Here is a 24,755-nt window from a genome sequence, read left to right as displayed (position 1 = left end):
CCCCCGTCCTGCATGCCACCCGGCGCGCGGGGATCCGCCGGCCGCGGCAGCGGCCACGACGGATCCCCGCGGCCCCAGGCGGACGACGCGGTGTACGGCGCGGAAGGCGGATCAATGGACCGGATGTCGGTAGGCCTCGTGTTCCCGGGACAGGGAACCCAGAAAGAGGGAATGGGCGCCGTCTGGCGGGACACCCCCTCGTGGAAGATCACCGAAGAGGTGTCCGACGTCACCGGGGAGGACCTGCCCCGGCTGCTCCTCGACACCCCCGGCGAGCAGCTGCGGCGCACCGACCTGGCCCAGCTGACCGTCTTCACGCTCACCCTCGTCGCCCACGCCGAGGCCGTGCGCCGCGGCGCCTTCGAGGGGCAGCGGGTGGTGGCCTGCGCCGGGCACAGCCTCGGCGAGTACGCCGCCCTGACCGTCGCGGGAGCCCTTCCGGCCGCCGCGGCCGCCGGACTGGTCGCCGCCCGCGGCCGGGCGATGCGGGAGGCCGCCGAGCAACGCCCCGGCACCATGGGAGTCCTGGTCGCGGCCCCGCTGGAGGCCGTCACCGGCCTTGCCGAGCAGCTCCGTACGGCCGGCCACGAGGTGTGGGTCGCCAACGTCAACGCACCCGGCCAGACGGTCGTCGCCGGCTCCGCCGACGGCATCGACCGGATCGAGGCCGAGGCGCCCTCGATCGGCGCCAAGATGATCCGTCCGGTGGTCGGCGGCGCCTTCCACAGCCCGTTCATGGCCCCCGCCGCCCAGCGCCTGCGCGCCGCCCTGGAACGCACCGCCTTCGCCCCGGCACACCTGCCGGTGGTCGCCAACGTCGACGCCCGCGCCCACACCGGCGGCGACTGGGCCGGGCGGGCCACCCGCCAGCTCACCTCCCCGGTGCTGTGGGAGCCGTCCGTACACACCCTCGTCGGACCGCTCGGCTGCCGCCGCCTGATCGAGATCGGCCCCGGGCGGACCCTCGCCGGCCTGATCCGCAGGATCGCCCCGGACGTCGAGGCCGTGTCCCTGGACAGCCCCGGGGCCCTGGCCTGAAGCCGCTCCCGGACCACGTCCGCCGCCCCGCCCCACGCCACCGCACGCCCACCGCGCGCTGCGCACAAGGAGACCACCCACCATGCCACTGGGCACCCACAGCACCTGGCTGCGCAGGTTCACGACCGCCGCACCGCCGCGCCTGCGCCTGGTCTGCCTGCCGCACGCCGGCGGTTCGGCCAGCTTCTTCCACGACTGGGGGCACGCGTTCGGCGACGACGTCGAGGTGCTCGCCGTCCGCTACCCGGGCCGGCAGGAGCGCATCGCCGAGGAGCCCTGGACCTCGCTGGAGGACCTCGCCACCGCCATCACCGGCGAGCTGGAGCCCTTCCTGGACACCCCGCTGGCCCTCTTCGGCCACAGCATGGGCGCCACCCTCGCCTACGAGATCACCCTGCGGCTGCGCGAGCGGTTCTCGGTCGCCCCCGAACTGCTGATGGTCTCCTGCCGCAGGGCCCCGCACCTGCTCACCCCCGGCACGGCGGCCTTCGACACCGACGCCGAGCTCATCGAGCAGGTCAGGGAGCTCGGCGGCACCGACTCCGCGTTGCTCGACGACGAGGACCTGCGCGAACTGGTGCTCCCGGCCATCAGGGCCGACTTCACCGCCGTCGCCGGTTACGCCGCCCGGCCCGGCGTCCCGCTGCCGTGCCCGGTCGTCGGGTACGTCGGCGACAGCGACTTCGGCGTCGGAGTCGACGCGGTCGCCGCCTGGGCGGACATCGCACCGCACGGGTTCGGACTGCGGGTACTGCCCGGCGGTCACTTCTACCTGGTGGACCGGCGGGAAGAGCTCGTCGGCGACATCCGCGCACGGCTGGCCCCGCGAAGGTGAGCACCGCCCTGCGGCCGCTGCCGGACTGCGGGGTGGGGGTGCTGGACAAGGCGTCCCTCCTGCTGGAGATCGTGGAGAGCGGCCCGGCGAGCCTGGTCGACCTGGTCGCGCACAGCGGCCTGTCCCGCCCCACCACCCACCGCATCGCGATCGCGCTGGAACGGCTCGGGCTGCTCACCCGCGACGCCCGGGGGCGTTTCGTCCTCGGCCCCCGGCTCGGCCTGCTCGCCGTCGAGGCGCGCCACGACCGGCTCGCCGAGGCCGCGGGCCCGGTCGTGGAGCGCCTGAGCAGGGAGACCGGCCTCGACGCCCGGCTCTACCGCCGGCGCGAGGGGCTGCACATCTGCATCGGCTCGTCCGTGGACCGCGCGGCGGGCGTGGACCTGGCCGCCATCGGCACCGCCCGCCCGGCCACCGCCGGCCCCGCGGCCCAGGTGCTGTACGCCTGGGAGGAACCCGAAGCGCTGTACGAGGGGCTGCGGCGGGCCCGTTTCACGGCCGCGCACCTGGCGTCCGTACGCCGCCGGGGCTGGGCCTACGGCCCCGACCCGATGGGGTCCGGGCTGGTCTCCTACGCCGTACCGGTGCGTTCCGGACCGGGCGCCGCGGCCGCCGCCCTGGCACTGACCGGCGTGTCGAGCCGGATGCCCGAGGCCCCCGGGCGGGGGCTGCGGCGCGCCGCGACGGACGCGGCCGTCTTCCTGGGTGACGCGTTGCTGCGGGGCACCCGGCCCAATTCCGCGGCCGGCCGCTCCGGAACCTGAATTCAGCGGCGATGGTGGCAGGTTGTTGCAGCCGTCGTTGTGAGAAAAGAACTCGCGCCCGCACCATTTCGAGTGCGAGTAACCGCGCCGCGCTTGCGGCGGTAAATCGGATAAGGGGAAACAGCGTGACGACTGCAACGCGCGACGATCGTCTCGAACTCATCAAGGAAACCGTCTGCGACATTCTCGAAATCGAGGAGGACGAGGTTACCGAGGTCAGCCTTTTCAAGGAGGACCACAACGCCGACTCGCTCCGCGCCATCGAGATCCTCGCCGCCCTGGAGAAGCAGTTCGGCATCGTGATCAACCAGAGCGAGCTGCCCCGCATGGTGAACCTCAAGGGCGTCTACGAGGTCGTCGCGGAGCCGGCCGGCTGGTAGGGAAAGCGGCGCTGGGAAGGATGGGGAGATTGCCATGACAGCGGCAGAGCGCGGCGCCGGCCGTATCCGGCCGGAGCGGCACCGGGTCGTTCTCACCGGACTGGGAGTGGTGTCCAGCATCGGACTCGGCGCGAAGGAGTTCCTCCAGGGACTCCGGGAAGGCCGCAGCGGTGCCCGGCCCATTTCCGTGTTCGACACGGAGGGCTTCGCCCACGCGAACGGGTGCGAGATCACGGATTTCGACCCGCGCGAATGGATCACCACGCTGGACGTGGAACAGCTCGGCCGGGCCGCGCAGTTCTCGACCGCGGCCGCCCGGATGGCCCTGGAGGACTCGGGTCTCGACCTGACGGAGCTGCGCGGCAGGCGCGGCCTGATCTCCATCGGCACCACCGACGGCGAGAGCTACGACCTCGATCAGCTGGTCGAGGGCGAACTCGCCTTGGACGTAGGTGAGTTCGATCCCGCGGCCGCCCGGCGCGTACCGGCCGGCCGGCTGTCGGTGGCGATCGCCCAGGAGCTCGGCCTGAGCGACGTGGAGGCCCTGACCATCCCCACCGCCTGCTCGGCGGGGAACTACGCCATCGGCTACGGCTTCGACGCCGTCAGCTCCGGCGAGGCGGAGTTCGCCTTCTGCGGCGGGGCGGACGCGATGTGCCGCAAGACCTTCACCGGTTTCTACCGGCTGGGCACCATCGCCCCCGACCGCTGCCAGCCCTTCGACGTCGACCGCAAGGGCATCCTCACCGGCGAGGGCGCGGGCGTCCTGGTCCTGGAGCGCCTGGACTCCGCCCTGGAGCGCGGCGCGACCATCTACGCCGAGGTCCTCGGCTACGGGCTCAACTGCGACGCCCACCACCAGGTCGCCCCCGACCGGGACAGCGTCGCCGAACTGATGCGCCTCGCCCTGGAGAACGCCGGCGTCGAGCCGCACGAGGTGGACCTCATCTCGGCGCACGGCACCGGCACCAAGGCCAACGACATCACCGAGGCGGGAGCCATCCGTCAGGTCTTCGGGGACGCCCCGCCCCGGACCGTCTCCATGAAGTCGATGCTCGGCCACAGCATGGGCGCCGCCAGCGCCCTCGGCGCGATCGGCTGCGCCCTGGCCATCCAGAACCGCTTCATCCCCCCCACCATCAACCATGTCACCACCGACCCCGAGTGCGACGTCGACTGCGTACCGAACCACGCCGTCGAGGCGGATCTGCGGATCGTCCAGAACAACGGTCTGGCCTTCGGCGGCAACAACGCGGCGGTGCTGCTCGGCCGGTACGACGCGATCAAGGAGGCGTCATGACGATCCGCCCCATCATCGGGATGGGCGCCGTCGCCGCCACCGGTTCCGGTGTCGGTGAACTCTTCGAGAACCTGTGCGCGGGCGTCAGCGGCCGCGCCGAACTGCGCGGCTTCGACCGCACCAGGTTCCGGGCGCAGCACGCCTACGAGGTCGACGACCGACCAGCCGCCGGCCAGGACGTACCCGGCCGGGCGAGCCGGCTGCTGCACGAGGCGATAGCCCAGGCCGCCGCCGACGCGGGGCTGGGGGAGGACCTCTCCGGCATCCCGATCCTGGTCGGCACCGGCCTGCGCGAACTGCGCTCGCTGGAACTGTGGTGGCGCGACGGCTCCCCCTTCGCCGACTCCGGGCTGCACTTCGGCACCGGCCTGAAGGAACGTTTCAACGCCGACGTCACCCACACCTTCTCCAACGCCTGCTCGGCCTCCCTCTACGCCCTCGCGCTCGGCAGCGACCTGCTCGGCCAGGAGGGCGATGACGCCCCCGACACCGTCATCGTCGCCGGCGTCGACGTCCTGACGGAGTCGATGTACGGGCTCCTGGAGCGCGTCCACCCGACCCCGCCGGACCGCGTACGGCCCTTCGACCGCAACCGCACCGGCGTCCTCATGGGCGACGGCGCCGCCGCGATCGTGCTGCGCCGCACCGCGGAGGGCGCCCGCCAGGTCCACGGCCACCTGCGCGGCGTCGCCGTCAACTGCGACGCCTACCACGTCACCGCGCCCTCCCCGGAGGGCATCGCCGAGGCCATGCGCACCGCCCACGAGCTCGCCGGCGTCAAACCGTCCGACGTGGACCTGGTGATGCTCCACGGCACCGGCACCCTGCTCAACGACGAGGCGGAGGCCACCGCCCTCGCCGCTGTCCTGGGCGACGACGCCGCAGGGCCGCTGATGACCGCCGTGAAGTCCATGACCGGCCACACCTCCGGCGCCTCCGGACTCATCAACCTGATCGTGGGCGTCAAGGCCCTGAACGAGGGGCGGGTGCCGCCGACCGTGGGCCTGGACGAGCCGGTCGAGGAGGCCGCGCCGTTCCGCTTCGTCACCGGGCAGCCGGCCGTGGAGCAGCCCCTGAAGGTCGCGCAGCTCAACGCCTTCGGATTCGGCGGCATCAACGCCGTCGCCATTGTGGAGGGTCCCCGATGACCGCACAGTCCGCCACCAGAGCCACCGGCACCGCCGTGGTGGTCACCGGCGCCGCCGTCCTGCTGCCGGGAGCCGACACCGTACGGGCCCTGGCCGACGGACCCGCCGCCGGCGGCGCCCCCGTCGAACCCGCCGCGCACGTCGGCAAGAAGGGCCTGCGCTACAAGGACCGGGCCACCCAGCTCGGCTACGCCCTGACCGCCGCCGCGCTGCGCGACGCCGGCCTGCTCGGCGCCGACGAGAAGGACGGGCTGCTCGTCGCCGCGGCCGGCGTCGGCGTGGTGGCCAGCTCCAACTTCGGCAACCTCGACACCGTCGCCCGGGCGCTGGACACCATCCGCGAGGAGACCGTCACGGCCACCTCGCCGATGGACCTGCCCAACGCCTCCAGCAACGTCATCGCCTCCTCGGCCGCCATCCGCTACGGGCTGCGCGGTCCCAACCTCATGGTCTGCAACGGCGAGACGTCCGGCCTGGACGCCGTGCACTGGGCCGTCACCCTCATCACCGCCGGACGCGCCGAGCGGGTCCTGGTCCTCGGGGTCGAGCCCGACAACGAGGTCGTGCGCCGGCTGCTGGGCGGCGCCCACGCCGTCGACGGCGGCGCCGCCCTGGTCGTCGAGTCCCGGGCCGCGGCCGCCGCACGCTCCGCGACGGTCCGCGCCGTGATCGGCCCGTACAGCAGGGGAGCCGGCGCCGTGGACGCGCGGGGCCGCCGCTGGGAGGCCCCCGCCCACCTGGGCAAGACCTCCGGTGCCTCCGGGCTGCTCCAGATCGCCGCCGCCGTCGGCTGGTTCGACGCCGGCGAGCGCGGCCCCGTACAGGCCGTGACCGGCAGCGCCGCCGACGACGCGAGCGCGGACCTGCTGCTGCTCGCTCCCGAAGCCGCCTGAGTGGCCGGGGAAGAGGCCGTGATGAACACCCACGTGGACCTGCGCCCCGTGACGGTCGAACGGCGCACCGAGGGCAGCGGGCCCCGCGTCCTGCTGCTCCACGGACTCGCCGCCAACGACAGCGTCTGGGAGAAGGCCCTGCCCGAGCTGCCCCCGTCGTACCAGGTGTGGACGGCCCGGCTGCCGTGGCGGACCGAGACCATCGCCGACTGGAACGAACAGCCCAACCTGCGGGGCTGGCTCGGCAAGGCGCTGGAGGCGGTCCCCGGTGGCGCCGAGGTGGTCGTCGCCCACTCGATGGCCTCCAACGTCCTGCTCGACCTGCTGGACCAGAAGAACCGGGGCGGCGCCGACTCGCTGCGCCAGTACGGCATCCGGGCCCTGGTGCTCGTGTCCCCCTTCTACCGGGGCAAGGCCGAGGAGTTCGACTGGAGCACCATCAGCTACTACCTCAACGACTTCCACCTGATCATGGAGGAGGGGATCCGCGCCCACTCCGGCGGCCGGATCCCGGACGACATCCAGCAGGCGATGGGGGAGCGGGTCCGCGACCGGGTCGGACCCTACGGCTGGCTCCGCTTCTTCGACCTGTACCTGCGCACCCCCGCCCTGCAGACCGGGCGGATCACCGCGCCCGCCCTGGTGCTGGCCGGCGAGCACGACTTCGCCGCCCGGCCCCGGGACGGTGCGGCGCTGGCCGCGGCGCTGCCCGACGCCGCCTTCCGCACCCTGCCCGGCAGCGGGCACTTCCCGATGCTCGACGCGGCAGGGGAGTTCGCCGCCGCCGTCAGCAGCTTCGTCAACTCGACCCTGGGCCTGACCCCGCCGCGCGGGGCCGCCCTCCTCAACGCCCTGGAGCCCCGACCATGACCCTCGTCACGGACACCGCCGTCAAGGCGCTGCTGACCACCGCCACGACCACCACGGTGCGCCCCCGCTACGAGGGGTCCAACATCTGCACCTGGATCGGCTTCAAGCACGTCAACTACCTCGTCGAGGAAGCCGTACTGGACCACTTCCGGCAGGCCGGGCTGCCCGCCCGCGCGCTGTACGAGGAGCACGGCCTGGGCCTGGACCTGGTCACGATCGACAGCCGCATCCTGCACGCGTTCCACATGGACGACACCGCCGAGGCGGAGGTCGTGCCGTGGACGAAGGACGACGACGGCACCATCGGCTTCAAGGTCACCATCCAGTTCGAGCGGGACGGCGAGATCCACAAGGCCGTCACCTCGAAGGTCCGCGTCTCCCTGCGGATCGACACCTACCTGGAGGCGGCCGGCGAGGTCCCCGAGCTGCTCGCCCGCTTCGCCGTCGCCAAGCTCGGCGACGACCTGGAGCGCGAGGCGCCCGCCGCCGCCCCGGCCGAGGAGGAGATCCTCGCCTCCCTCACCGCCGGCCGGAACGCGTACGCCTGGAAGTGGAACATCCCGTACCCCTACTGCCACTTCACCGAGCGCATCCAGATGTCGGGCTACCTGCGCCTGATGGAGGAGGGCAAGGACCGCTTCGTCGCCGACCGCGGCATCTCCATCAAGACCCTGCTCGACGACCGCCGCTGGATCCCCGTCGTGCCCCGCTCCGACATCCGCATCCTCGACGAGGCGCTGATGGAGGAGGACCTCTACACGGTCTACACCGTCGAGGAGGTCTTCAAGGACTTCACCTACACCTCGCGCATGGACTTCTACGTCCTGCGCGACGGCGAGCTCGTGAAGACCGCCACCGGCAGCATCGTGCACGGCTACGCCGTCATCAAGAACCGCCGCGACTGGAGCCTCGTCAACTTCGACCAGCGGGTCCTCGACGCCGTCAACGGGACGCCGGCGGCGTGAGCGAGATCTGGGAGAGCGGCACCCCACGGCTGCTGCTCGTCGAGAGCCAGGGCCGCTTCGCGCAGGACGCCGGTTTCCGGCGCGACGCGGTCACCCAGGTCCTCACCGGGCAGTCGGCGCTCCTCTTCCTGGTCCAGGACGGGGTCGTCCTCGCCGTCCCCGGCAGCGACAGCGACCTGGACCGCTTCCAGAAGGAGGGGGGAGTGCTCGCCGCGGACAGCTTCTCGCTCGCCCAGCGCGGCCTGGAAGCGGCGTCCCTCCGCCCCGAACTGCGCGTCGTGGGCATGGACGTGGTGGCGGGCTGGATCCTCGATCCGGCCGTCCGGGTGGTGTGGCACTGAAGTGGCCAGGAAGATTCCGCACACGGACGTGCTCATCACCCTCATGGGTCCCCCCCACACATCGGACCAGGTCACCACCGCCCTGCGGCTGACCCAGTCCCTCCTGGAGCGCGGCGCCACCGTACAGGTATGGACCTGCGGCTACGCGACCATGCTCACCCAGCGCGGCCTCGGCGGCGACAAGCCCCGCAACCTGGCCGACTGGAACCGCGCGTACCCCTCCACCGCGGCTCTGGTGGAGGAGCTCCTCACGACCTGGGAGGGGCGGCTGTACTGGTACGGCTGCCGCTTCTGCAGCGACGACCGGGGGGCGGTGGACCACCTGCCCCAGGTGGTGATCCGCCCGCCCGGCGGCTACGCCGCCAACGCGGCGGCCGCCGACAAGGTCCTGCACCTGGGGGGCATCTGATGGGCGCCCGCGTGCTGGCCATCGTCGAACACGGCTACCGCGGCGCACTGGAGAAGCAGTTCTTCGACGAGCTCTACCTCGCCACCGAACTGCACCGGCAGCTGGGCGGCCTCGACATCCTGCTCCGCGGCTCCGCCGCGAGCTACGCCCTGGACACGGGCCCCGTACCGGCGCTGCGCATCGGCGACCGGACGGTGGACACCCTCACCGACCCCCGCGCGGGCCTGCGCACCCTGCTGGCCCAGGGCACGGGCGTCCTCGTGGAGGAGCCGGACATCGCGGCCCTCGGCGCCGCACGCCCCCTGGTCGCAGGCGTCCGGCTCGTCGCCGCCGACGCGACCGCCGCCCGCTGGAACGAGTACCGGATGGTCATCTTCCTGTGACCACCCCGACCGGGACCACCCTGAACGGAAGGAACACGTGACGGTCATGACCACCCCCACCACGGGCACCGGACGCCCGGTGATCACCGCCTGGTCGGCCGTGTCGCCGTACGGCATCGGCAGGGCCGCCTTCACCGAGGGCCTGCGGGAGCGGCGCGCCACCGTCACCGGCCTCGGCCCCGAGCACGGCACCACCCCCGACGGCGTGGGCCACGTCGTGCCCGGCTTCTCCATCCGGGAGGTGCTCGGCAAGAAGGGCACCCGCTCGATGGACCGGGTCACCGGCCTCGCCGTCACCGCCGCCGGCGCCCTGCTCGACGACTCGCCGCGCAACCGCGCCGTCGGCACCGGCGAGGGCGCCGCCTTCGCCCTGGGCACCACCACCGGCAGCGCCCAGTCGATGATGGACTTCACCCGGGACTCCCTCACCGGCGACCAGCCCTTCTTCGTCGACCCGGCCCGCTTCCCCAACACGGTGATGAACTGCGCCGCCGGACAGAGCGCCATCTGGTTCAACCTCAAGGGACCCAACGCCACCATCGCCGGCGGCCGCACCGCGGGCCTGCACGCCCTGAACTACTCGCGCAGACTGCTGGGGTCGGGCCGCGCCCGTACCGTACTGTGCGGCGCCGCCGAGGAGTTCAGCCAGGCCCGCGCCTGGCTGGAGCACCACAGCGGCGAGCAGGACACCGGCCCCGGCCCGGCCCCCGCGCCCGTTCCGGCGCTCGGCGAGGGCTGCGCGATGCTGCTCGTCGAACCGCACACGCCCGAAGACGCCGGGCAGCCCGTCCTCGCCGAACTCCTCGCCGTGGAACTGCGCGTCGTCCTCGACGGCGACCCCCGCCCCACCCTCGTCTCCTGCCTGCGCGCCGCCCTGCGCCGGGCCGGCGTGGAACCCGCGCAGGTGGCCGCCGTCGCCCGCTCCGGCGCGCCCGGCCGCGAGGGCCTCGGCGAGGCCGACGCGGTGCGCGAGGTGTTCGGCGCCGTGGACCACGCCGACCTGACGCCGACCGGCCTGATCGGCGACACCGGCGCCGCCGCGGCCGCCTTCCAGGCCGCCGCCCTGCTGTCGTACGCCGCCGACCGGCCCGCCGAGGCGGCCGGCCGGATCGGCGTCATCACCTCCGTGGACCGCACCGGCACCGTCGGCTGCGCCCTGCTCGGCCTGCGCTGAAGCCGGCCCGCCCTCCCGAAAGGACAAGAACACCGTGCTGGAGAAGGAAGAACTGCGCGCCCTCGTCGCCCAGGTGCTGGACGTCGAGGTGGCCGAGGTGGGCGACGACGTCAAGTTCGTCGACGACCTGGAGGTCGACTCGCTGATGGCCCTGGAGGTCGTCGTGGTGCTGGAGAAGAAGTACGGCGTCAAGCTCCCGGAATCGGACCTCAAGCACATCGTCACCCTGGACAGCGCCTACGACGTGCTGCGCTCCCGGATCGACACGGCGCAGGCCGCCTGATGCCCGCCGCGAGCCCACTTCGCGCCGCGGTCGAGGTGCTGCCCGCCGAAAGCGAGCTGAACACCGCGGCCTGGTTCACGGTGGCGGACACCGAGACCGTGCTCCCCGGCCACTACCCGGGCTTCCCCATCTTCCCCGGGGTCTGCCTGGTCGAATGCGCCCGCCAGGGCGCCGAGGCCACCCGGCCCGACGACGCCAAGGGCACCCGCCTCGCGGCCGTGGAGTCCACCCGGTTCACCGGACCCGTCTTCCCCGGCGACCGGATCGACATCGCCATGGCCTGGAAGCGGACCCCCGCCGGCGACTGGCAGGTGCGGGCCAAGCTCACCACCGGGCGGGGCCCCGCGGCCGGCGTACGGCTGCGCTACGCCACGACCGCGACGACCGGAGAGGCGGCGGCCGCATGACCGGCCAGCGCGACATCCGGGCCCGGCTGCCCCACCGCTTCCCGATGCTGCTGGTGGACCGCGTCGTGGACGTCGTCCCCGGCGAGCGCCTGATCGCCCTCAAAGCGGTCACCTGCAACGAGCCCTGGTACGAACGGCTCGACGCGGACACCCCCGAGGAGGACTTCGCCTACCCGCAGTCGCTGCTCGTGGAGTCCTGGTGCCAGTCCGCCGGCGTACTGGCCACCTGGGACGACCCCAACCCGGACGTGCTCGACGGCCAGGTGATGCTCTTCGGCGGCATGACCGGCGTCGAGTTCCACCGGCCGGTCCTGCCCGGCGAGGTCCTGGAACACCGCGTGCGCCTGGACCGCAAGGTCGACGACACGCTGCTGTTCGACGGCGAGACCCGCTCGGCCGGCGAGACGGTGATGACCGTCGGCCGGATCGTCATGGCCTTCCGCCCGGCGGCGGCGCTGCGCCCCGCCACCGCCTGAGGAGACGAACGACATGCCAGACAGCACGAACCGGGTGGCCCTCGTCACCGGCGGTTCCCGCGGCATCGGCCGCGCCACGGTCCGCGCGCTCGCCCGCGACGGATTCGACGTGGCCTTCTGCTACCGCTCGGACGACAGCGCCGCGCGCACCCTGGAGAAGGCCGGCGAGGAGTTCGGCGTCCAGGTGGTGGGCACCCGCGTCGACGTCGCCGACGGACCCGCCGTACGCGCCTGGACCGAGGCGACCGAGGAGGGCCTGGGACCGGTCGCCGCGGCCGTCACCGCCGCCGGCATCACCCGCGACAACCCGCTGGTCCTCATGGAGGACGAGCAGTGGCGCCAGGTCATCGACACCAACCTGGACGGCGTCTACCACGTCTGCCGCGCGGTGGTCTTCGGGATGATGAAGCGCCGCGGCGGCGCCATCGTCAACATCTCCTCGGTCGCCGGGGTCTACGGCCACGGCACCCAGACCAACTACTCCGCCTCCAAGGCGGGGATCATCGGCTTCTCCCGGGCCCTCGCCAAGGAGACCGGCCGGTCCGGCATCCGCGTCAACGCGGTCGCACCCGGCTTCATCGAGACCGACATGGTCGCCCAGATGAACGACAAGGCCCGCAAGGACGCCCTGTCCTCGATCCCGCTGCGCCGCATGGGCACCGCGGAAGAGGTCGCCGACCTCGTCGCCTACCTGGCCTCGGACAAGGCCGCCTACATCACCGGCGCCGTCCTGCAGATCGACGGCGGCATCACGATCTAGAACCACCCGCACGACCGCACCCGCACCACCGCACGGCACCACCCGCACGCGAACCGCTGGAGGCGGCGATGGCACGACGCGTACCGCGCTGGTACTTCTCCTTCCGCAGCCCCTACTCCTGGATGGCCTACCGGGACCTGGTGGACCACCACGCGGACGTGGCCGCGGCGATCGAATGGCTGCCCTTCTGGGAGCCGGACGAGCCCGCCCTGGACGAGCTGGAACGCAGCAACATCAAGCTCCCGTACGTCGCCATGTCCAAGGAGAAGCACCTCTACATCCTCCAGGACGTCCGGCGCCTGGCCCGGGCCCGCGGCCTGGACATGGTGTGGCCGGTGGACCCCGCCCCCCGCTGGGAGGTCTCCCACCTGGCCTACCTGGCCGCCGAGCGGCTCGGCGCGGGCCCCGGGTTCATCGCCGAGACCTACCGCGCCCGCTGGGAGCTCGGCGAGGACATCTCCGACCCCGGCACCATGCGCGGGATCGGCGAGCGGCTCGGCCTCGACGCCGAGGCGCTCGCCCGGGCCCACGAGGACCCCGAGATCCGCGAACTGGGACTGAAGGCGCTGAACTCCCTTCACCGCGACGGGGTGTTCGGAGTCCCCTTCTTCATCAGCGGCTTCGACAAGTACTGGGGCGTCGACCGGCTCCCCGACTTCGTCGAGCAGCTGTCCGCCCGGGCCGCCTGACCCGAGCACCCGCATCCCCGTCCACTCCCGCAAACCGGAGGAAGAACCGGCCATGGCCACCAACCCGTTCGAGAACGACGACGCCCGCTACCTGGTCCTCGCCAACGAGGAGAACCAGCATTCCCTCTGGCCCGCCTTCGCCGAGGTCCCCGCCGGCTGGACCGTGGCGCACGGCGAGGACACCCGCCAGGCGTCCCTGGACTACATCAACGAGAACTGGACCGACATGCGGCCGAAGTCGCTGGCCGACGCCATGGACGCCGCCTGACACCCCCCGCCGGCGGCTGGGCAGCGGGCGTTGGCAGCAATCTGCAACGCCCGTTGTCCATGTCCGGAGCCGATGACAGCGTGGCCCTCACGCAGCTTCCCAGAAAGCGATGCCGCTCATGACGCACTCCCTGATGTGCCTTCCGTTCGCGGGGGGCGGCGCAGGTTTCTACCGCGCCTGGAAAGACCTGCCCGCGCACGCCCCGCGGATCGTCCCGATCCAGCTGCCCGGCCGAGAGGAACTCTTCCTCGACGAGCCGTACCGCGACGCGCACACCGCCGCCGACGTCCTCGCCCCCCGCGTGGCCGACCTCGCCGCGGGCGAGCCCCTGGCGCTCTTCGGGCACAGCCTGGGCGCCGTCCTCGCCTACGAGATCGCCCGCCGGCTGGAGCGGGACCCGGCCGCGGCCCTCACCCACCTGTACGTGAGCGGTTCGCCCGGCCCCCGCACCGGCCGCTCCCGGCACGCGACGGGACTGGACGACGAGGCGTTCCTCGCCCGCGTGCAGGAGTTCGCCGGGTACGAGCACGACGCGCTGGCCGACCCCGACATGCGGGAGCTGCTCCTGCCGATCCTGCGGGCCGACGTCGAGATGCACGAGAGCTACCGGCCGCGCTCCGACGAGCCGCTGCGGATCCCGGTGACCTCGCTGCGCGGCACCGAGGACGCGCTGGTGACCCGCGCGGAGGCCGAGGAGTGGCAGGAGTTCACCACCGGCGCCTTCCGTCTGGTGGAACCGGCCGGCGGCCACATGTACCTCACCGGGTCTCCGCTGCCGCTGATCGACGCGATCGCCGCGGTGCCCGCCTCATGACCACCGCCACCGCCGCCACACCCGCCACGGGGGCCGGCCGTCTCACCGGCAGGACCGCCGTGGTCACCGGCGCCGCCCGGGGGCTGGGCCGTTCCTGCGCGGTGCGGTTCGCCGCCGAGGGCGCCGACCTGGTGCTCGTCGACGTCGCCGGTGACGTGGCCGGGGTGCCCTACCCGCTGGGCTCCCGGAGCCAGCTGGAGCACACCGCCCAGCTCTGCCGGGCGCACGGCGTCTCCGTGCACACCGCCGCCGCCGACGTCCGCGACCCCGGAGCCGTCGAGGCCGTCGCCGGCCAGGCGCTGGAACGCTTCGGCACCCTCGACGTCCTGCTCAACAACGCCGGCATCGCCTCCCCCTCCGGCAAGGCCGTGCACGAGATCGCCGAGGACGAATGGGAGCTGATGGTCGGCATCGACCTCACCGGCGCCTGGCGCATGATGAAGGCCGTCGTCCCCGCCATGGTCGAGCAGCGCTCCGGCAGCGTCATCAACGTCGCCTCCACCGCCGGCCTCGTCGGCTACCGGCACTTCGCCGGCTACGTCGCCGCCAAGCACGGCCTGATCGGCCTGACCAAGGCCGCCGCCCTCGACTACGCGCCGTTCCGGGTCCGGGTCAACGCCCTGTGCCCCGGCTCCGTGCGCGACGATCCGCTGCACGAGGGCCGCATGCTCGCCGAGATCGCCCGCTCCCTCGACGTCGACGTCGCCGAGCACGAGGAGATCTTCGTCCAGTCGCAGCCGATGAACGCCCTCATCGAACCGCACGACATCGCGGGCGCCGCCCTGTGGCTGGCGGGAGACGACTCCCGCCAGGTCACCGGGACCACCCTCACCGTCGACGGCGGCTTCAGCGCCCGCTGACCCCCGACCCGCATTCCCCTTCCCGCACGTACAGGAGTCCGACCATGTCGAGAAGTCAGGCCGAGTCCTGCCACAGCCTGGTGGTCCGGATGCCGGGCCCTGTCGATGCCGGGGACCTCGAACGGCGTCTGCGCGCCGGCGCGGCCGGCGCCTGGGACACGGCCGCTGAGCTGCGCCTCTGGCAGGACCGCCTGCCGTACGCCGCCACCCACCCGGGCGCCGCCGACCGGCTGCGACGGGAGGCCGGGCGTCCGCTGCGCTCCGCCGGCCCGCCGCTGCGCGCGGTCCTGCTCCACTACCGTGACGGCGACGCCGACCTCGTGCTCGTCGCCCGCCGCACCCTCGCGCTCGACCCCGGGACCCTGGCCGTCACGCCCGCCGACGCCGAACCCCCGGCCGGCGAGCGGCCCGTCCTGGAGTGGGGCCTCGGCGACCCGGCCCGGACCGGGCACACCGCCGAAGCCGCCGTGGCACGGCCCCTGCCCGGCGACCCGGCACTGGTCGCCGCGGCCACCGCCCTGGTCCTGGCCCGCTACGGGGCGGGCGAGCCCGTGGACGAGACCCAGGACGCGGCCGCGTTCACCGCGCGCTGGGCGGCGTACGAAGGCGGCCTGCTGAACCTGGCCGGCATCGGCGTCCTGGTCGAGGAATCCCGGCCGGGCGTGCGCCGCCTGCCGCACCTGGCTCCCGTCCTGCCCGGCGTCCTGCACGTGACCCGGCAGGCGGACGGCACCGCCACCGCGGTGTTCCGCCACGACCTCGGCGACTTCCACCCGGCCGTCGCCGAACGGTTCGCCACCCATGTCGCCCGGGTGGCGGCCCAGCTGGCGGCCGCCCCCGAGCGCCCGCTGGACTCCGTGGAGCTCCTCGACGCCGACGAGACCGCGCGGACACTGGCCCACGGCGTCACCCCTCCCACCGGCGACCCCGGCGCCGCCGCCCGCACGATCGACGGCCTCTTCGCCGACGTCGCCCGCGCCCGGCCCGACGCCGTCGCCCTGACCGCCGGGGACACCAGCCTCAGCTACGCCGAACTCGACGCCCGCGCCGAGCGCACCGCCGCCGGACTGCGCGCCCTGGGCGTGGCCCCCGGCGCCACGGTGGGCGTCGCCCTGGAGCGCGACGCCGACCTCGTGATCACCCTGCTCGGTGTCCTCAAGGCCGGCTGCGCCTACGTCCCCATGGACCTGCGCTACCCGGAGGACCGGCTGCGCTACACGGTCGAGAACGCCGGGATCACCGTGGTCGTCGGCGGCAGCGGCTTCCCCACGCTGGACGGCGTACACCTCGTCACACCGGACGCGCTGCGCGCCCTGGCCGCGGGCGCGCCGCCGCGGCCCCGGCCCGAGGACGGCTCGGCGCCCGCCTACGTCATCTACACCTCCGGCTCCACCGGCCGCCCCAAGGGAGTCGTCGTCCCGCACCGCAACGTCGCCGCCCTGATCGAGGCGACCCGCGAGGACTTCCGGCTGGGCGCCGACGACGTGTGGACCCTCTTCCACTCCAGCGCCTTCGACTTCTCCGTCTGGGAGATCTGGGGCTGCCTGCTGACCGGCGGCCGCCTGGTCGTCGTCGACTACTGGACCACCCGCGACACCGAGCTGTTCCACGCCCTGCTGGTCCGCGAGGGCGTCACCGTCCTCAACCAGACCCCCTCGGCCTTCGCCCAGGTGGTCGAGGCGGACCGGCACGCCCCCGCCGACGCCCTCGCCGTACGGCTGGTGGTCTTCGGCGGAGAGCCGCTCGACGTCCGGATGCTCGCCCCCTGGTTCGCCCGGCACTCCCACACCGAGTGCCGCCTGGTGAACATGTTCGGCATCACCGAAACCACCGTGCACGTCACCGCCCACACCGTCACCCCGGCCGACGTCCTGGCCGCCGGCCGCAAGGTCGGCCCCGCCCTGCCCGGGTGGACCCTGTCGGTACGCGACCCGCGCGGCCGGCTGCTGCCGGTCGGGGCGGCGGGCGAGATCTGCGTCGGCGGCGCCGGCGTCGCCGACCGGTACCTGGGACTGCCGGAGCTCACCGCGGAACGGTTCGTCACCGACCCCCACGGCGGCGGACGGATCTACCGCAGCGGCGACCGGGGCCGGCTGCGCCCCGACGGCAGCCTGGACCACCTCGGCCGGCTCGACAGCCAGGTGAAGGTGCGGGGCCACCGCATCGAACTCGACGAGATCCGCAACGTGCTGCTCAGCCACCCCGACGTCGCCGGCGCCGCGACCGTCCTCAACCACGACGTGCCGGGGGACGCGGCCACCGCCCGGATCGACGCCTACGTCGCCCTGCGGGGCCCCGCGGCCGCCGCCGACGTCCTCGCCCACGCCCGCGGGGTGCTGCCCGTCTACATGGTTCCGGCGTCCCTGACTGTGTTGGCCGCGATCCCGCTGACCATCAACGGCAAGGTGGACACGGCCGCGCTGCCCGCTCCGTCCGCCGCGCCGGCCGGCTCCGCGCCCGCCTCGACGGCCGCAGCGGCCCCCGGGACGGGCACGGAACACGACCCGCTGACCGAGCAGATCCTCAAGGTCTGGGGCCACGCACTGAATTGCGACGTCACCACGAAGGACAATTTCTTCGAACTCGGCGGCAATTCTCTGCTGGTCATCAGGGTGCTCCGCGAAATGCGGGGCCAGGGCCTGCCGAAGGTCACGACGCAGGACTTCTATCGCAACTCCACGGCAGGCCGGTTCATCGAACTCGTCCGGGACGCCCAGATGTGACGTGACTCAACGCGACGCGGGTATGTCGACCCTGCGCTTCACGGCGGACAGGAAAGAGAGACGGACGATTCCGCTCGGAATCCGGATGGCTTTCCAGTACCGTCCGAAACGGCGCCGGGTCGCCTCGTCCGTGGCCAGGATCCTGGTCTCCGTCGACAGAATTCCATCGGCGTACCGCATCGTGAAGACGGCCTTCGTGCAGCCCGGCTCCGCGTACTGCGCGAACACCTCCGCCATCGGCCGGTCCGGGGTCACCGGGCCGGCCTGCGAGCCGATGCCGCCGTACACCAACTCATCGTCGGACAGCTCCAGTACGGTGTCGCCGTCCTTGGCGAAGTCATCCAGCACGCGGCCGTCCGCCGACAGCCTGCTCTTGGTGAACCGGAACAGGAACCGGGCCACGGGAGCCTCCCGCCAGGTCATCTCGCGGGCCGCCAGCATCACCTCTTCGCGCGGCGCCTTCACCGCTATCCAATGCTGTTCACGGAAATGCCATTCGGGCATGTAGCGGTCGACGATTGTGCGTTCCGCATCCTTCTTCTCGGTCATACGCCGACGCTAGCACGCGGCCGACCGCTCCCCAGGGCTTGGCAGCTTTCTGCAAGCGCCGTTGTCCTGGCCGAAAGCCCGCTGTTAGACAGGGGGCCTGACTCCGTGATTTCCATCGATGTATTGAGGGTGAGTGGCTGTGTCCGACCTTCGGGGTGCCCTGCTGCCGCTGACCGCCGCCCAGTCGGGTGTCTGGTATGCGCAGCAGCTGAATCCGCAGAACACGATCTTCAACACCGGTGAATTCCTGGAAATCGACGGACCGGTGGACCCGCTGCTCCTCCAGCAGGCCCTGCGCCAGGTGGTCGCCGAAGCGGAGACGCTGCGCCTGCGCTTCCACGAGGGCGACAGCGGCCCCGTGGCCCGGATCGTGCCCGCGGCCGACCTCGACTGGTCCCTGCACGTGGTCGACGTCAGCGACGCCCCCAACCCGGTCGTGGCCGCCCGCGCCTGGATGGCCGAGGACTTCGCCCGGCCCCTGGACACCGAGCACGACCAGCTCTTCCTCTTCGCCCTCTTCAAGGTCGCCGAGGACCGCCACCTGTGGCTTCACCGCTACCACCACCTGCTGGTCGACGGTTTCACCGTCAACATGGTCGCGCAGCGCACCGCGGCCCTGTACTCCGCGCTGGCCGCCGGTGAACCCGTACCCGCCACCCCCTTCGCACCCCTCGCGCAGCTCCTCGACGAGAAGGCCGCCTACCGCGACTCCGAGCGCTTCGGCACCGACCGCGCCTACTGGATCGACCGGCTCAAGGAGTGCCCCGAACCCGTCAGCCTCTCCGGGGAACAGCCGGGCCTGGCCGGCTCCCTGGCCCGCCGCACCGCTCGCCTCGGCCGCACCGAGACCGAGCGGCTGCGCACCCTGGCCTCCGACGCCGCCGTCACCTGGCCCCCCGCGCTGGTCGCCGCGGTCGCCCTGTGGCTCCGGCGCCTGACCGGGGCCCCCGAGGTGGTCCTCGGCCTGCCCGTTTCCACCCGGCTCGGCAAGAACGCCCGCAGCGTCCCCGGCATGGTCTCCAACGTCCTGCCGCTCCGCGTCGCCATCGAGCCCGGCACCACCGTCGAAGAACTGCTGCACCAGGTCTCCGCCGAGATGCGCGCCGCGATGAAGCACCAGCGCTACCAGTTCGAGGACCTGCGCCGCGACCTCGGCATGCTCGCCGACGACCGCCGCCTGGTCGGCCCGCACGTCAACATCATGATGTTCGACTACGACCTGCGGTTCGCCGGCCACACCGCGCGTCCCCACAACCTCTCCATCGGCCCCGCCGACGACATCTCCTTCATCGTCTACGACCGGGGCACCTCCTCCGGCCTCCAGATCGACTTCGACGCGAACCCCGACCTGTACGCCGACCAGGACCTGCGCGCCTACCAGCTCGCCTTCCTCGACTTCCTGCACCGGCTGGGCAGCACCGAGCTCCACGAGAGCGTCGACTCCATCGACCTGGACACCTCGGGCCTGCCCGAACGCGCCCGTACCGCCGCCGGCACCACGGCCCCCGGCACCACCGCCGCCGGCACCACGGCCGCCGGCACCACGGAGCCCGCCGCCGCCCGGGCCGTCTCCCGTGCCCCGCGCACCGCCGCGGAGGAAAGCCTGTGCCGGCTGTTCACCGAGGTGCTCGGCACCCAGGTCGTCTCCGTGGACGACAACTTCTTCCTCCTCGGCGGCAGCTCCCTCCACGTCACCCGCCTCGTCGGACGCATCCGCAAGGAACTGGGAGCCGAACTCACCCTCCGCACCGTCTTCGAGAACGCCACCGTCGCCACCCTCGCCGACGCCCTCGGCCTCGCCGCCGCCACCGACGGGGGCGCCGGCGCCCGGCAAGCCCTCACCGTGCGCCCGCGCCCGGCCCGGCTGCCGCTGTCGGCCGCCCAGAACCGGCTGTGGTTCCTCAACCAGATGGAGACCGGCAGCGGCAAGGCCGCCTACAACGACGGCCTCACCGTCGAGCTGACCGGCCGCGTGGACACCGACGCCCTGCGCGCCGCGCTCGCCGACGTCGCCGCCCGCCACGAGAGCCTGCGCACCCTCTTCCCCGTCGTCGACGGAGCCCCCCACCAGCACGTCCTGGACGCGGCCGACGCCCGCCCCGAACTCCTCGTGACCGAGCCGGCCGACGAGCGCGAGCTGGCACACGAACTCGCCCGCGCCGCCGCCCGCGGCTTCGACCTCGCCACCGAGATCCCCGTCCGCGCCCACCTGTTCACCCTCGACGACGAGCGGCACGTCCTGCTGCTCGTCGTGCACCACATCGCCGGCGACGGCTGGTCGGTGGCCCCCTTCACCCGCGACCTCGGCCGGGCCTACACGGCCCGCCTGCGCGGCGCCGCCCCCCAGTACGAGCCGCTGCCCGTCCAGTACGCCGACTACACCCTGTGGCAGCAGGAGCTCCTCGGCGACGAGAGCGACCCCGACAGCGTCCTCGTCCAGCAGATCACCCACTGGAAGGACACCCTCGCGGGCCTCCCCGAGGAGCTCGCCCTGCCCACCGACCGGCCCCGCCCGGCGGTGGCCGGCCACCAGGGCGGCCGGATCGGCTTCCGCCTCGACGCCGAGGTCCACGCGCGGCTGCTCGCCCTCGCACAGGACACCCGGGCCAGCGTCTTCATGGTGGCCCAGGCCGCCCTCGCCACCCTCCTGCACCGCGTCGGCGCCGGCGAGGACATCCCCGTCGGCACCGTCATCGCGGGCCGCACCGACGACGCCCTCGGCGACCTGGTCGGCTTCTTCGTCAACACCCTGGTGCTGCGCACCGACGTCTCCGGCGACCCCACCTTCCGCGAACTCGTCGAGCGGGTCCGCGAGTACGACCTCACCGCGTACGCCCACCAGGACGTGCCCTTCGAGCGGCTGGTGGAGATCCTCAACCCGGTCCGCTCCCTGGCCCGCCACCCGCTGGCCCAGGTCACCCTCGCCATGGACGACAACGCGGCCCCCGTCCTGGAGCTGCCCGGCCTCACCGCGACCGTCCGTCACCTCGACACCGACACCGCCAAGTTCGACCTGTCCTTCCGGCTCGGCGAGCGCTTCGACGCCGACGGCCGGCCCGCCGGCGTCGACGGCAGCATCGAGTTCGCCCGCGACCTCTTCGACGAGGCCACCGTCCACGACCTCGGCGAGCGCTTCCTGCGCCTGGTCGAGGCCGCCACCGCCGATCCCACGGCCCGCGTCGGCTCCCTCGACCTGCTCGACCCGGCCGAGCGCACCCGCCTGCTGCACGGCTGGAACGACACCACCGCACCCGTCCCGGACGCCACCACGCCCGAGCTCGTCGCCGCCCAGGCCGCCCGCACCCCCGACGCGCCCGCCCTGGTCTTCGAGGACACCGTCCTCAGCTACCGCGAACTCCAAGACCGAGCAGGCCGCCTGGCCGCCCTGCTCGCCCACCACGGCGCCGGCCGCGGCCGCTCCGTCGCGGTCGCCCTGGGCCGCAGCGCCGACACCGTCGTCAGCCTCCTCGCGGTGATGAAGGCCGGCGCCGCGTACGTGCCCGTCGACCCCGCCTACCCGGCCGAGCGCATCGCGTACATCCTCGACGACTCCCGGCCCGCCCTCGTCATCACCACCACGGCCCTCCAGGACTCCCTGCCCGCCGACGGCACCCCACGGCTGCTCCTGGACACCGCCGAACTGCCCGACGAGCCCGCCGCCGACGCGGCGCTCACCCCGGCGGACGCGGCGTACGTCATCTACACCTCCGGCTCCACCGGCCGCCCCAAGGGCGTCGTCGTCACCCACACAGGCGTCGCCAGCATGGCCGCCGCCCACCTCGCCTGGTTCGGCGGCGGTCCCGGACACCGGGTGCTGCAGTTTTCCTCGCCCAGCTTCGACGCCTCCATCTGGGAAATGCTCACCACCCTCGGCACCGGGTCGGCCCTGGTCCTCGCCCCCGCCGAGCGACTGGCCGCCGGCGAACCGCTCGCCGCGCTCCTCGCCGGGCAGCGGGTCACCCATGCCACCCTCCCGCCGGTCGTGCTGGCCGCCATGGGCGACTCCCGCCTGCCCGAGGGCATGACCCTGGTCACCGCCGGCGAGGCCTGCTCCGCCGAGCTCGTGGCCCGCTGGTCCGAAGGGCGCCGCATGGTCAACGCCTACGGCCCGACCGAGTCCACCGTCTGCGCCACCATGTCCGGCGCCCTCAGCCCGGGCGCCGGTGCCCCCACCATCGGCCGCCCGATCACCAACACCCGCGTCTACGTCCTCGACGCGAGCCTCAGCCCCGTACCGGCCGGTGTCCCCGGCGAGCTCTACCTCACCGGCTCCGGCCTCGCCCGCGGCTACCACGGCCGCCCCGGCCTGACCGCCGAACGCTTCGTCGCGGACCCGCACGGGACCCCCGGCAGCCGCATGTACCGCACCGGCGACCTCGTGCGCTGGACCGCCGACGGCGAACTCGACTACCTCGGCCGCGCCGACGACCAGGTCAAGATCCGCGGCTTCCGCATCGAACCCGGCGAGATCGAAGCCGCCCTGCTGGCCCACCCCGCCGTCGCGCAGAGCGCCGTACTCGTCCGCGAGGACCGCCCGGGCGACAAGCGCCTCGTCGGCTACGTCGTCCCCGCCGGCACCAGGTCCGACGCCGACCCGGCCGAGCTCCGCGCCCACGTCGGCGCCACCCTGCCCGACCACATGGTCCCCGCCGCCGTCCTGGTGCTCGACGCCTTCCCCGTCACCGCCAACGGCAAGCTCGACCGGCGCGCCCTGCCCGCCCCCGACTTCGCGGGCCTCTCCGCCGGACGCGCCCCCCGCACCCCGCGCGAGACGCTCCTCGCCGCCCTGTTCGCCGAGGTCCTCGACCTCGACACCGTTTCCATCGACGACAGCTTCTTCGACCTCGGCGGCCACTCCCTCCTCGCCACCCGCCTCATCAGCCGCATCCGCACCGAGGCCGGTGCCGAACTCACCGTCCGCTCCCTCTTCGAGACCCCCACCGTCGCCGCCCTCGCCACCACCCTCGACGGCGCCGCCGACGCCCGCCGAGCCCTGCTCCCGCAGGCCCGACCAGCGGAGATCCCGCTGTCGTACGCCCAGCGGCGACTGTGGTTCCTCGGCCACTTCGACGGCCCCAGCGGCACCTACAACCTCGGCCTGTCACTGCGCCTCCGCGGCCGCGTCGACACCGCCGCCCTCGACGCCGCCCTGGCCGACGTCACCACCCGGCACGAGGCCCTGCGCACCGTCTTCCCCGACACCGACGGCCGCCCGCACCAGCTCGTCCTGGACCCGGCCGCCCCCGCCTCACAGCCGCTGCTGCACCGCACCACCGTCACCCCCGACACCCTGGACGACACACTCGCCCGGGCCGCCGCCACGGGCTTCGACGTCACCCGAGAGATCCCCGTACGCGCACACCTGCTCACCCTCGCCGACGACGACCACACCCTCCTCGTCGTCGTCCACCACATCGCCGGCGACGGCTGGTCCCTCGCCCCGCTCGCCCGCGACCTGGGCCGCGCCTACGCCGCCCGACTCGACGGGACCGCCCCGGAGTTCACCCCCCTGCCCGTCCAGTACGCGGACTACACGCTGTGGCAGCGCGAGGTCCTCGGCGACGAGGACGACCCGCGCAGCGAGCTGTCCCGCCAGGTCGACCACTGGCGCGAAGCCCTCGCCGGCCTGCCCGAGGAGCTGGCGCTCCCCACGGACCGCCCGCGCCCCGCCCAGCTCAGCTACCGCGGCGACACCGTCGGCTTCACCGTCCCGGCCGAGCTCCGCACCCGTCTGGAAGAGCTGGCCCGCAACACCGGCACGAGTCTGTTCATGGTCGTCCAGGCGGCCCTGGCGACCCTGCTGCACCGCATGGGCGCCGGCACCGACATTCCGCTCGGCTCCCCGATCGCGGGCCGCACCGACGAGGCCCTCGACGACCTGGTCGGCTTCTTCATCAACACCCTGGTGCTGCGCACCGACGTCTCCGGCGACCCCACCTTCCGGGAGCTGCTGGAGCGTGTCCGGGAGACGGACCTGGCCGCCTACGCGAACCAGGACGTGCCCTTCGAACGCCTCGTGGAAGTCCTCAACCCCGAGCGGTCGACGGCCCGCCACCCCCTCTTCCAGGTCTCCTTCCAGCTCCAGAACATCCCCTCGGACCAACTCGCCCTGCCCGGCGTCGAGGTGACCCAGCAGCCGGTCCGGCTGGACACCGCCAAGTTCGACCTCTCTTTCACACTGGCGGAGGCCGGGTCGGGGCTGGAGGGGAGTGTCGAGTTCGCGGTCGATCTGTTCGACCGGGTGACGGTGGAGGGGCTGGCCGGTCGTCTGGTGGCGGTCCTGGACGTGGTCGCGTCTGATCCGGGTGTGCGGGTGGGTGCGGTCGATGTGCTGGTCGGTGTGGAGCGTGGGCTGGTCCTGGGGGAGTGGGCGGGTGTGGTGCCCGCGTCGGATCCGGTGACGTTCCACGGGTTGTTCGAGGCCGC

Annotated in this window: 24 protein-coding genes; 23 read left to right on the top strand and 1 reads right to left on the bottom strand. The window is 73.2% G+C overall.

What is annotated here, in order from left to right:
* The first annotated feature begins 114 nt into the window (after positions 1-114).
* The 22 genes from ABZZ17_RS34455 to ABZZ17_RS34350 all read left to right on the top strand — a co-directional run bounded on the left by ABZZ17_RS34455 (position 115) and on the right by ABZZ17_RS34350 (position 17,780).
* A complete protein-coding gene (locus tag ABZZ17_RS34455) occupies positions 115-1,038 on the top strand; it encodes an ACP S-malonyltransferase (protein WP_356882255.1) in 924 nt (307 codons plus the stop codon).
* A gap of 82 nt (positions 1,039-1,120) precedes the next feature.
* Positions 1,121-1,873: an alpha/beta fold hydrolase gene (locus ABZZ17_RS34450; protein WP_356882253.1), complete on the top strand. Its 753-nt coding sequence runs from the start codon at positions 1,121-1,123 to the stop codon at positions 1,871-1,873.
* Positions 1,870-2,637 carry a helix-turn-helix domain-containing protein gene (locus ABZZ17_RS34445; protein ID WP_356882251.1) on the top strand — a complete coding sequence of 256 codons (768 nt, stop codon included), beginning with the start codon at positions 1,870-1,872 and terminating at the stop codon, positions 2,635-2,637. Before ABZZ17_RS34450 ends, ABZZ17_RS34445 begins: the two co-directional genes overlap by 4 nt.
* Positions 2,638-2,762: 125 nt before the next feature.
* On the top strand, positions 2,763-3,017 hold the full coding sequence (locus ABZZ17_RS34440; RefSeq protein WP_356882249.1) for an acyl carrier protein: 255 nt from the start codon (positions 2,763-2,765) through the stop codon (positions 3,015-3,017).
* Between the two features lie 34 nt (positions 3,018-3,051).
* Positions 3,052-4,317 carry a beta-ketoacyl-[acyl-carrier-protein] synthase family protein gene (locus ABZZ17_RS34435; RefSeq protein ID WP_356882246.1) on the top strand — a complete coding sequence of 422 codons (1,266 nt, stop codon included), beginning with the start codon at positions 3,052-3,054 and terminating at the stop codon, positions 4,315-4,317.
* Entirely contained in the window at positions 4,314-5,465 is a 1,152-nt protein-coding gene (locus tag ABZZ17_RS34430; protein ID WP_356882244.1) for a beta-ketoacyl synthase N-terminal-like domain-containing protein, read from the top strand. Before ABZZ17_RS34435 ends, ABZZ17_RS34430 begins: the two co-directional genes overlap by 4 nt.
* A complete protein-coding gene (locus tag ABZZ17_RS34425; RefSeq protein WP_356882242.1) occupies positions 5,462-6,358 on the top strand; it encodes a beta-ketoacyl synthase N-terminal-like domain-containing protein in 897 nt (298 codons plus the stop codon). Before ABZZ17_RS34430 ends, ABZZ17_RS34425 begins: the two co-directional genes overlap by 4 nt.
* Positions 6,359-6,379: 21 nt before the next feature.
* Entirely contained in the window at positions 6,380-7,228 is an 849-nt protein-coding gene (locus ABZZ17_RS34420) for an alpha/beta hydrolase (RefSeq protein ID WP_356882240.1), read from the top strand.
* Entirely contained in the window at positions 7,225-8,193 is a 969-nt protein-coding gene (locus ABZZ17_RS34415) for a hypothetical protein (RefSeq protein WP_356882238.1), read from the top strand. The genes ABZZ17_RS34420 and ABZZ17_RS34415 overlap by 4 nt, the downstream gene beginning before the upstream one ends.
* Entirely contained in the window at positions 8,190-8,534 is a 345-nt protein-coding gene (locus ABZZ17_RS34410; RefSeq protein ID WP_356882236.1) for a hypothetical protein, read from the top strand. The genes ABZZ17_RS34415 and ABZZ17_RS34410 overlap by 4 nt, the downstream gene beginning before the upstream one ends.
* A 1-nt stretch (position 8,535) precedes the next feature.
* On the top strand, positions 8,536-8,943 hold the full coding sequence (locus tag ABZZ17_RS34405; protein ID WP_356882234.1) for a hypothetical protein: 408 nt from the start codon (positions 8,536-8,538) through the stop codon (positions 8,941-8,943).
* Positions 8,943-9,326, top strand: coding sequence for a hypothetical protein (locus ABZZ17_RS34400; protein ID WP_356882232.1), 384 nt, complete (start codon positions 8,943-8,945; stop codon positions 9,324-9,326). Before ABZZ17_RS34405 ends, ABZZ17_RS34400 begins: the two co-directional genes overlap by 1 nt.
* Positions 9,327-9,372: 46 nt before the next feature.
* Positions 9,373-10,500 (top strand): beta-ketoacyl synthase N-terminal-like domain-containing protein, encoded by a 1,128-nt coding sequence (locus ABZZ17_RS34395; protein ID WP_356882230.1) that lies wholly within the window; start codon positions 9,373-9,375, stop codon positions 10,498-10,500.
* A gap of 34 nt (positions 10,501-10,534) precedes the next feature.
* Positions 10,535-10,783, top strand: coding sequence for an acyl carrier protein (locus ABZZ17_RS34390; protein WP_356882228.1), 249 nt, complete (start codon positions 10,535-10,537; stop codon positions 10,781-10,783).
* Entirely contained in the window at positions 10,783-11,190 is a 408-nt protein-coding gene (locus tag ABZZ17_RS34385) for a hypothetical protein (protein WP_356882226.1), read from the top strand. The genes ABZZ17_RS34390 and ABZZ17_RS34385 overlap by 1 nt, the downstream gene beginning before the upstream one ends.
* A complete protein-coding gene (locus ABZZ17_RS34380; protein ID WP_356882224.1) occupies positions 11,187-11,666 on the top strand; it encodes a beta-hydroxyacyl-ACP dehydratase in 480 nt (159 codons plus the stop codon). Before ABZZ17_RS34385 ends, ABZZ17_RS34380 begins: the two co-directional genes overlap by 4 nt.
* 13 nt (positions 11,667-11,679) lie before the next feature.
* Positions 11,680-12,426: a 3-oxoacyl-[acyl-carrier-protein] reductase gene (gene fabG / locus ABZZ17_RS34375; protein WP_356882222.1), complete on the top strand. Its 747-nt coding sequence runs from the start codon at positions 11,680-11,682 to the stop codon at positions 12,424-12,426.
* 68 nt (positions 12,427-12,494) lie between these two features.
* Positions 12,495-13,115: a DsbA family protein gene (locus tag ABZZ17_RS34370; protein WP_356882220.1), complete on the top strand. Its 621-nt coding sequence runs from the start codon at positions 12,495-12,497 to the stop codon at positions 13,113-13,115.
* 52 nt (positions 13,116-13,167) lie between these two features.
* The gene (locus ABZZ17_RS34365; protein ID WP_356882218.1) at positions 13,168-13,383 is read left to right on the top strand and encodes an MbtH family protein; all 216 of its coding nucleotides are present in this window, start codon (positions 13,168-13,170) and stop codon (positions 13,381-13,383) included.
* A 118-nt stretch (positions 13,384-13,501) separates the two neighbouring features.
* On the top strand, positions 13,502-14,197 hold the full coding sequence (locus ABZZ17_RS34360) for an alpha/beta fold hydrolase (protein ID WP_356882216.1): 696 nt from the start codon (positions 13,502-13,504) through the stop codon (positions 14,195-14,197).
* The gene (locus ABZZ17_RS34355; RefSeq protein ID WP_356882214.1) at positions 14,194-15,057 is read left to right on the top strand and encodes a mycofactocin-coupled SDR family oxidoreductase; all 864 of its coding nucleotides are present in this window, start codon (positions 14,194-14,196) and stop codon (positions 15,055-15,057) included. Before ABZZ17_RS34360 ends, ABZZ17_RS34355 begins: the two co-directional genes overlap by 4 nt.
* Before the next feature lie 44 nt (positions 15,058-15,101).
* Positions 15,102-17,780 (top strand): non-ribosomal peptide synthetase, encoded by a 2,679-nt coding sequence (locus ABZZ17_RS34350; protein WP_356882212.1) that lies wholly within the window; start codon positions 15,102-15,104, stop codon positions 17,778-17,780.
* A 6-nt stretch (positions 17,781-17,786) separates the two neighbouring features.
* On the opposite strand, the gene ABZZ17_RS34345 is transcribed toward ABZZ17_RS34350, so the two are convergent.
* Positions 17,787-18,329 carry a hypothetical protein gene (locus ABZZ17_RS34345; protein ID WP_356882210.1) on the bottom strand — a complete coding sequence of 181 codons (543 nt, stop codon included), beginning with the start codon at positions 18,327-18,329 and terminating at the stop codon, positions 17,787-17,789.
* A gap of 139 nt (positions 18,330-18,468) precedes the next feature.
* Here ABZZ17_RS34345 and ABZZ17_RS34340 point away from each other — a divergent pair.
* Positions 18,469-24,755: amino acid adenylation domain-containing protein (locus tag ABZZ17_RS34340; RefSeq protein ID WP_356882208.1), on the top strand; the 6,287-nt coding region annotated here is incomplete at its 3' end.

This window comes from Streptomyces sp. NPDC006512 (assembly GCF_040611935.1).
Lineage (GTDB): Bacteria > Actinomycetota > Actinomycetes > Streptomycetales > Streptomycetaceae > Streptomyces.
The sequence above is the reverse complement of the archived record's forward strand: the minus strand, read 5'-3'. Positions and strand labels throughout refer to the sequence as shown.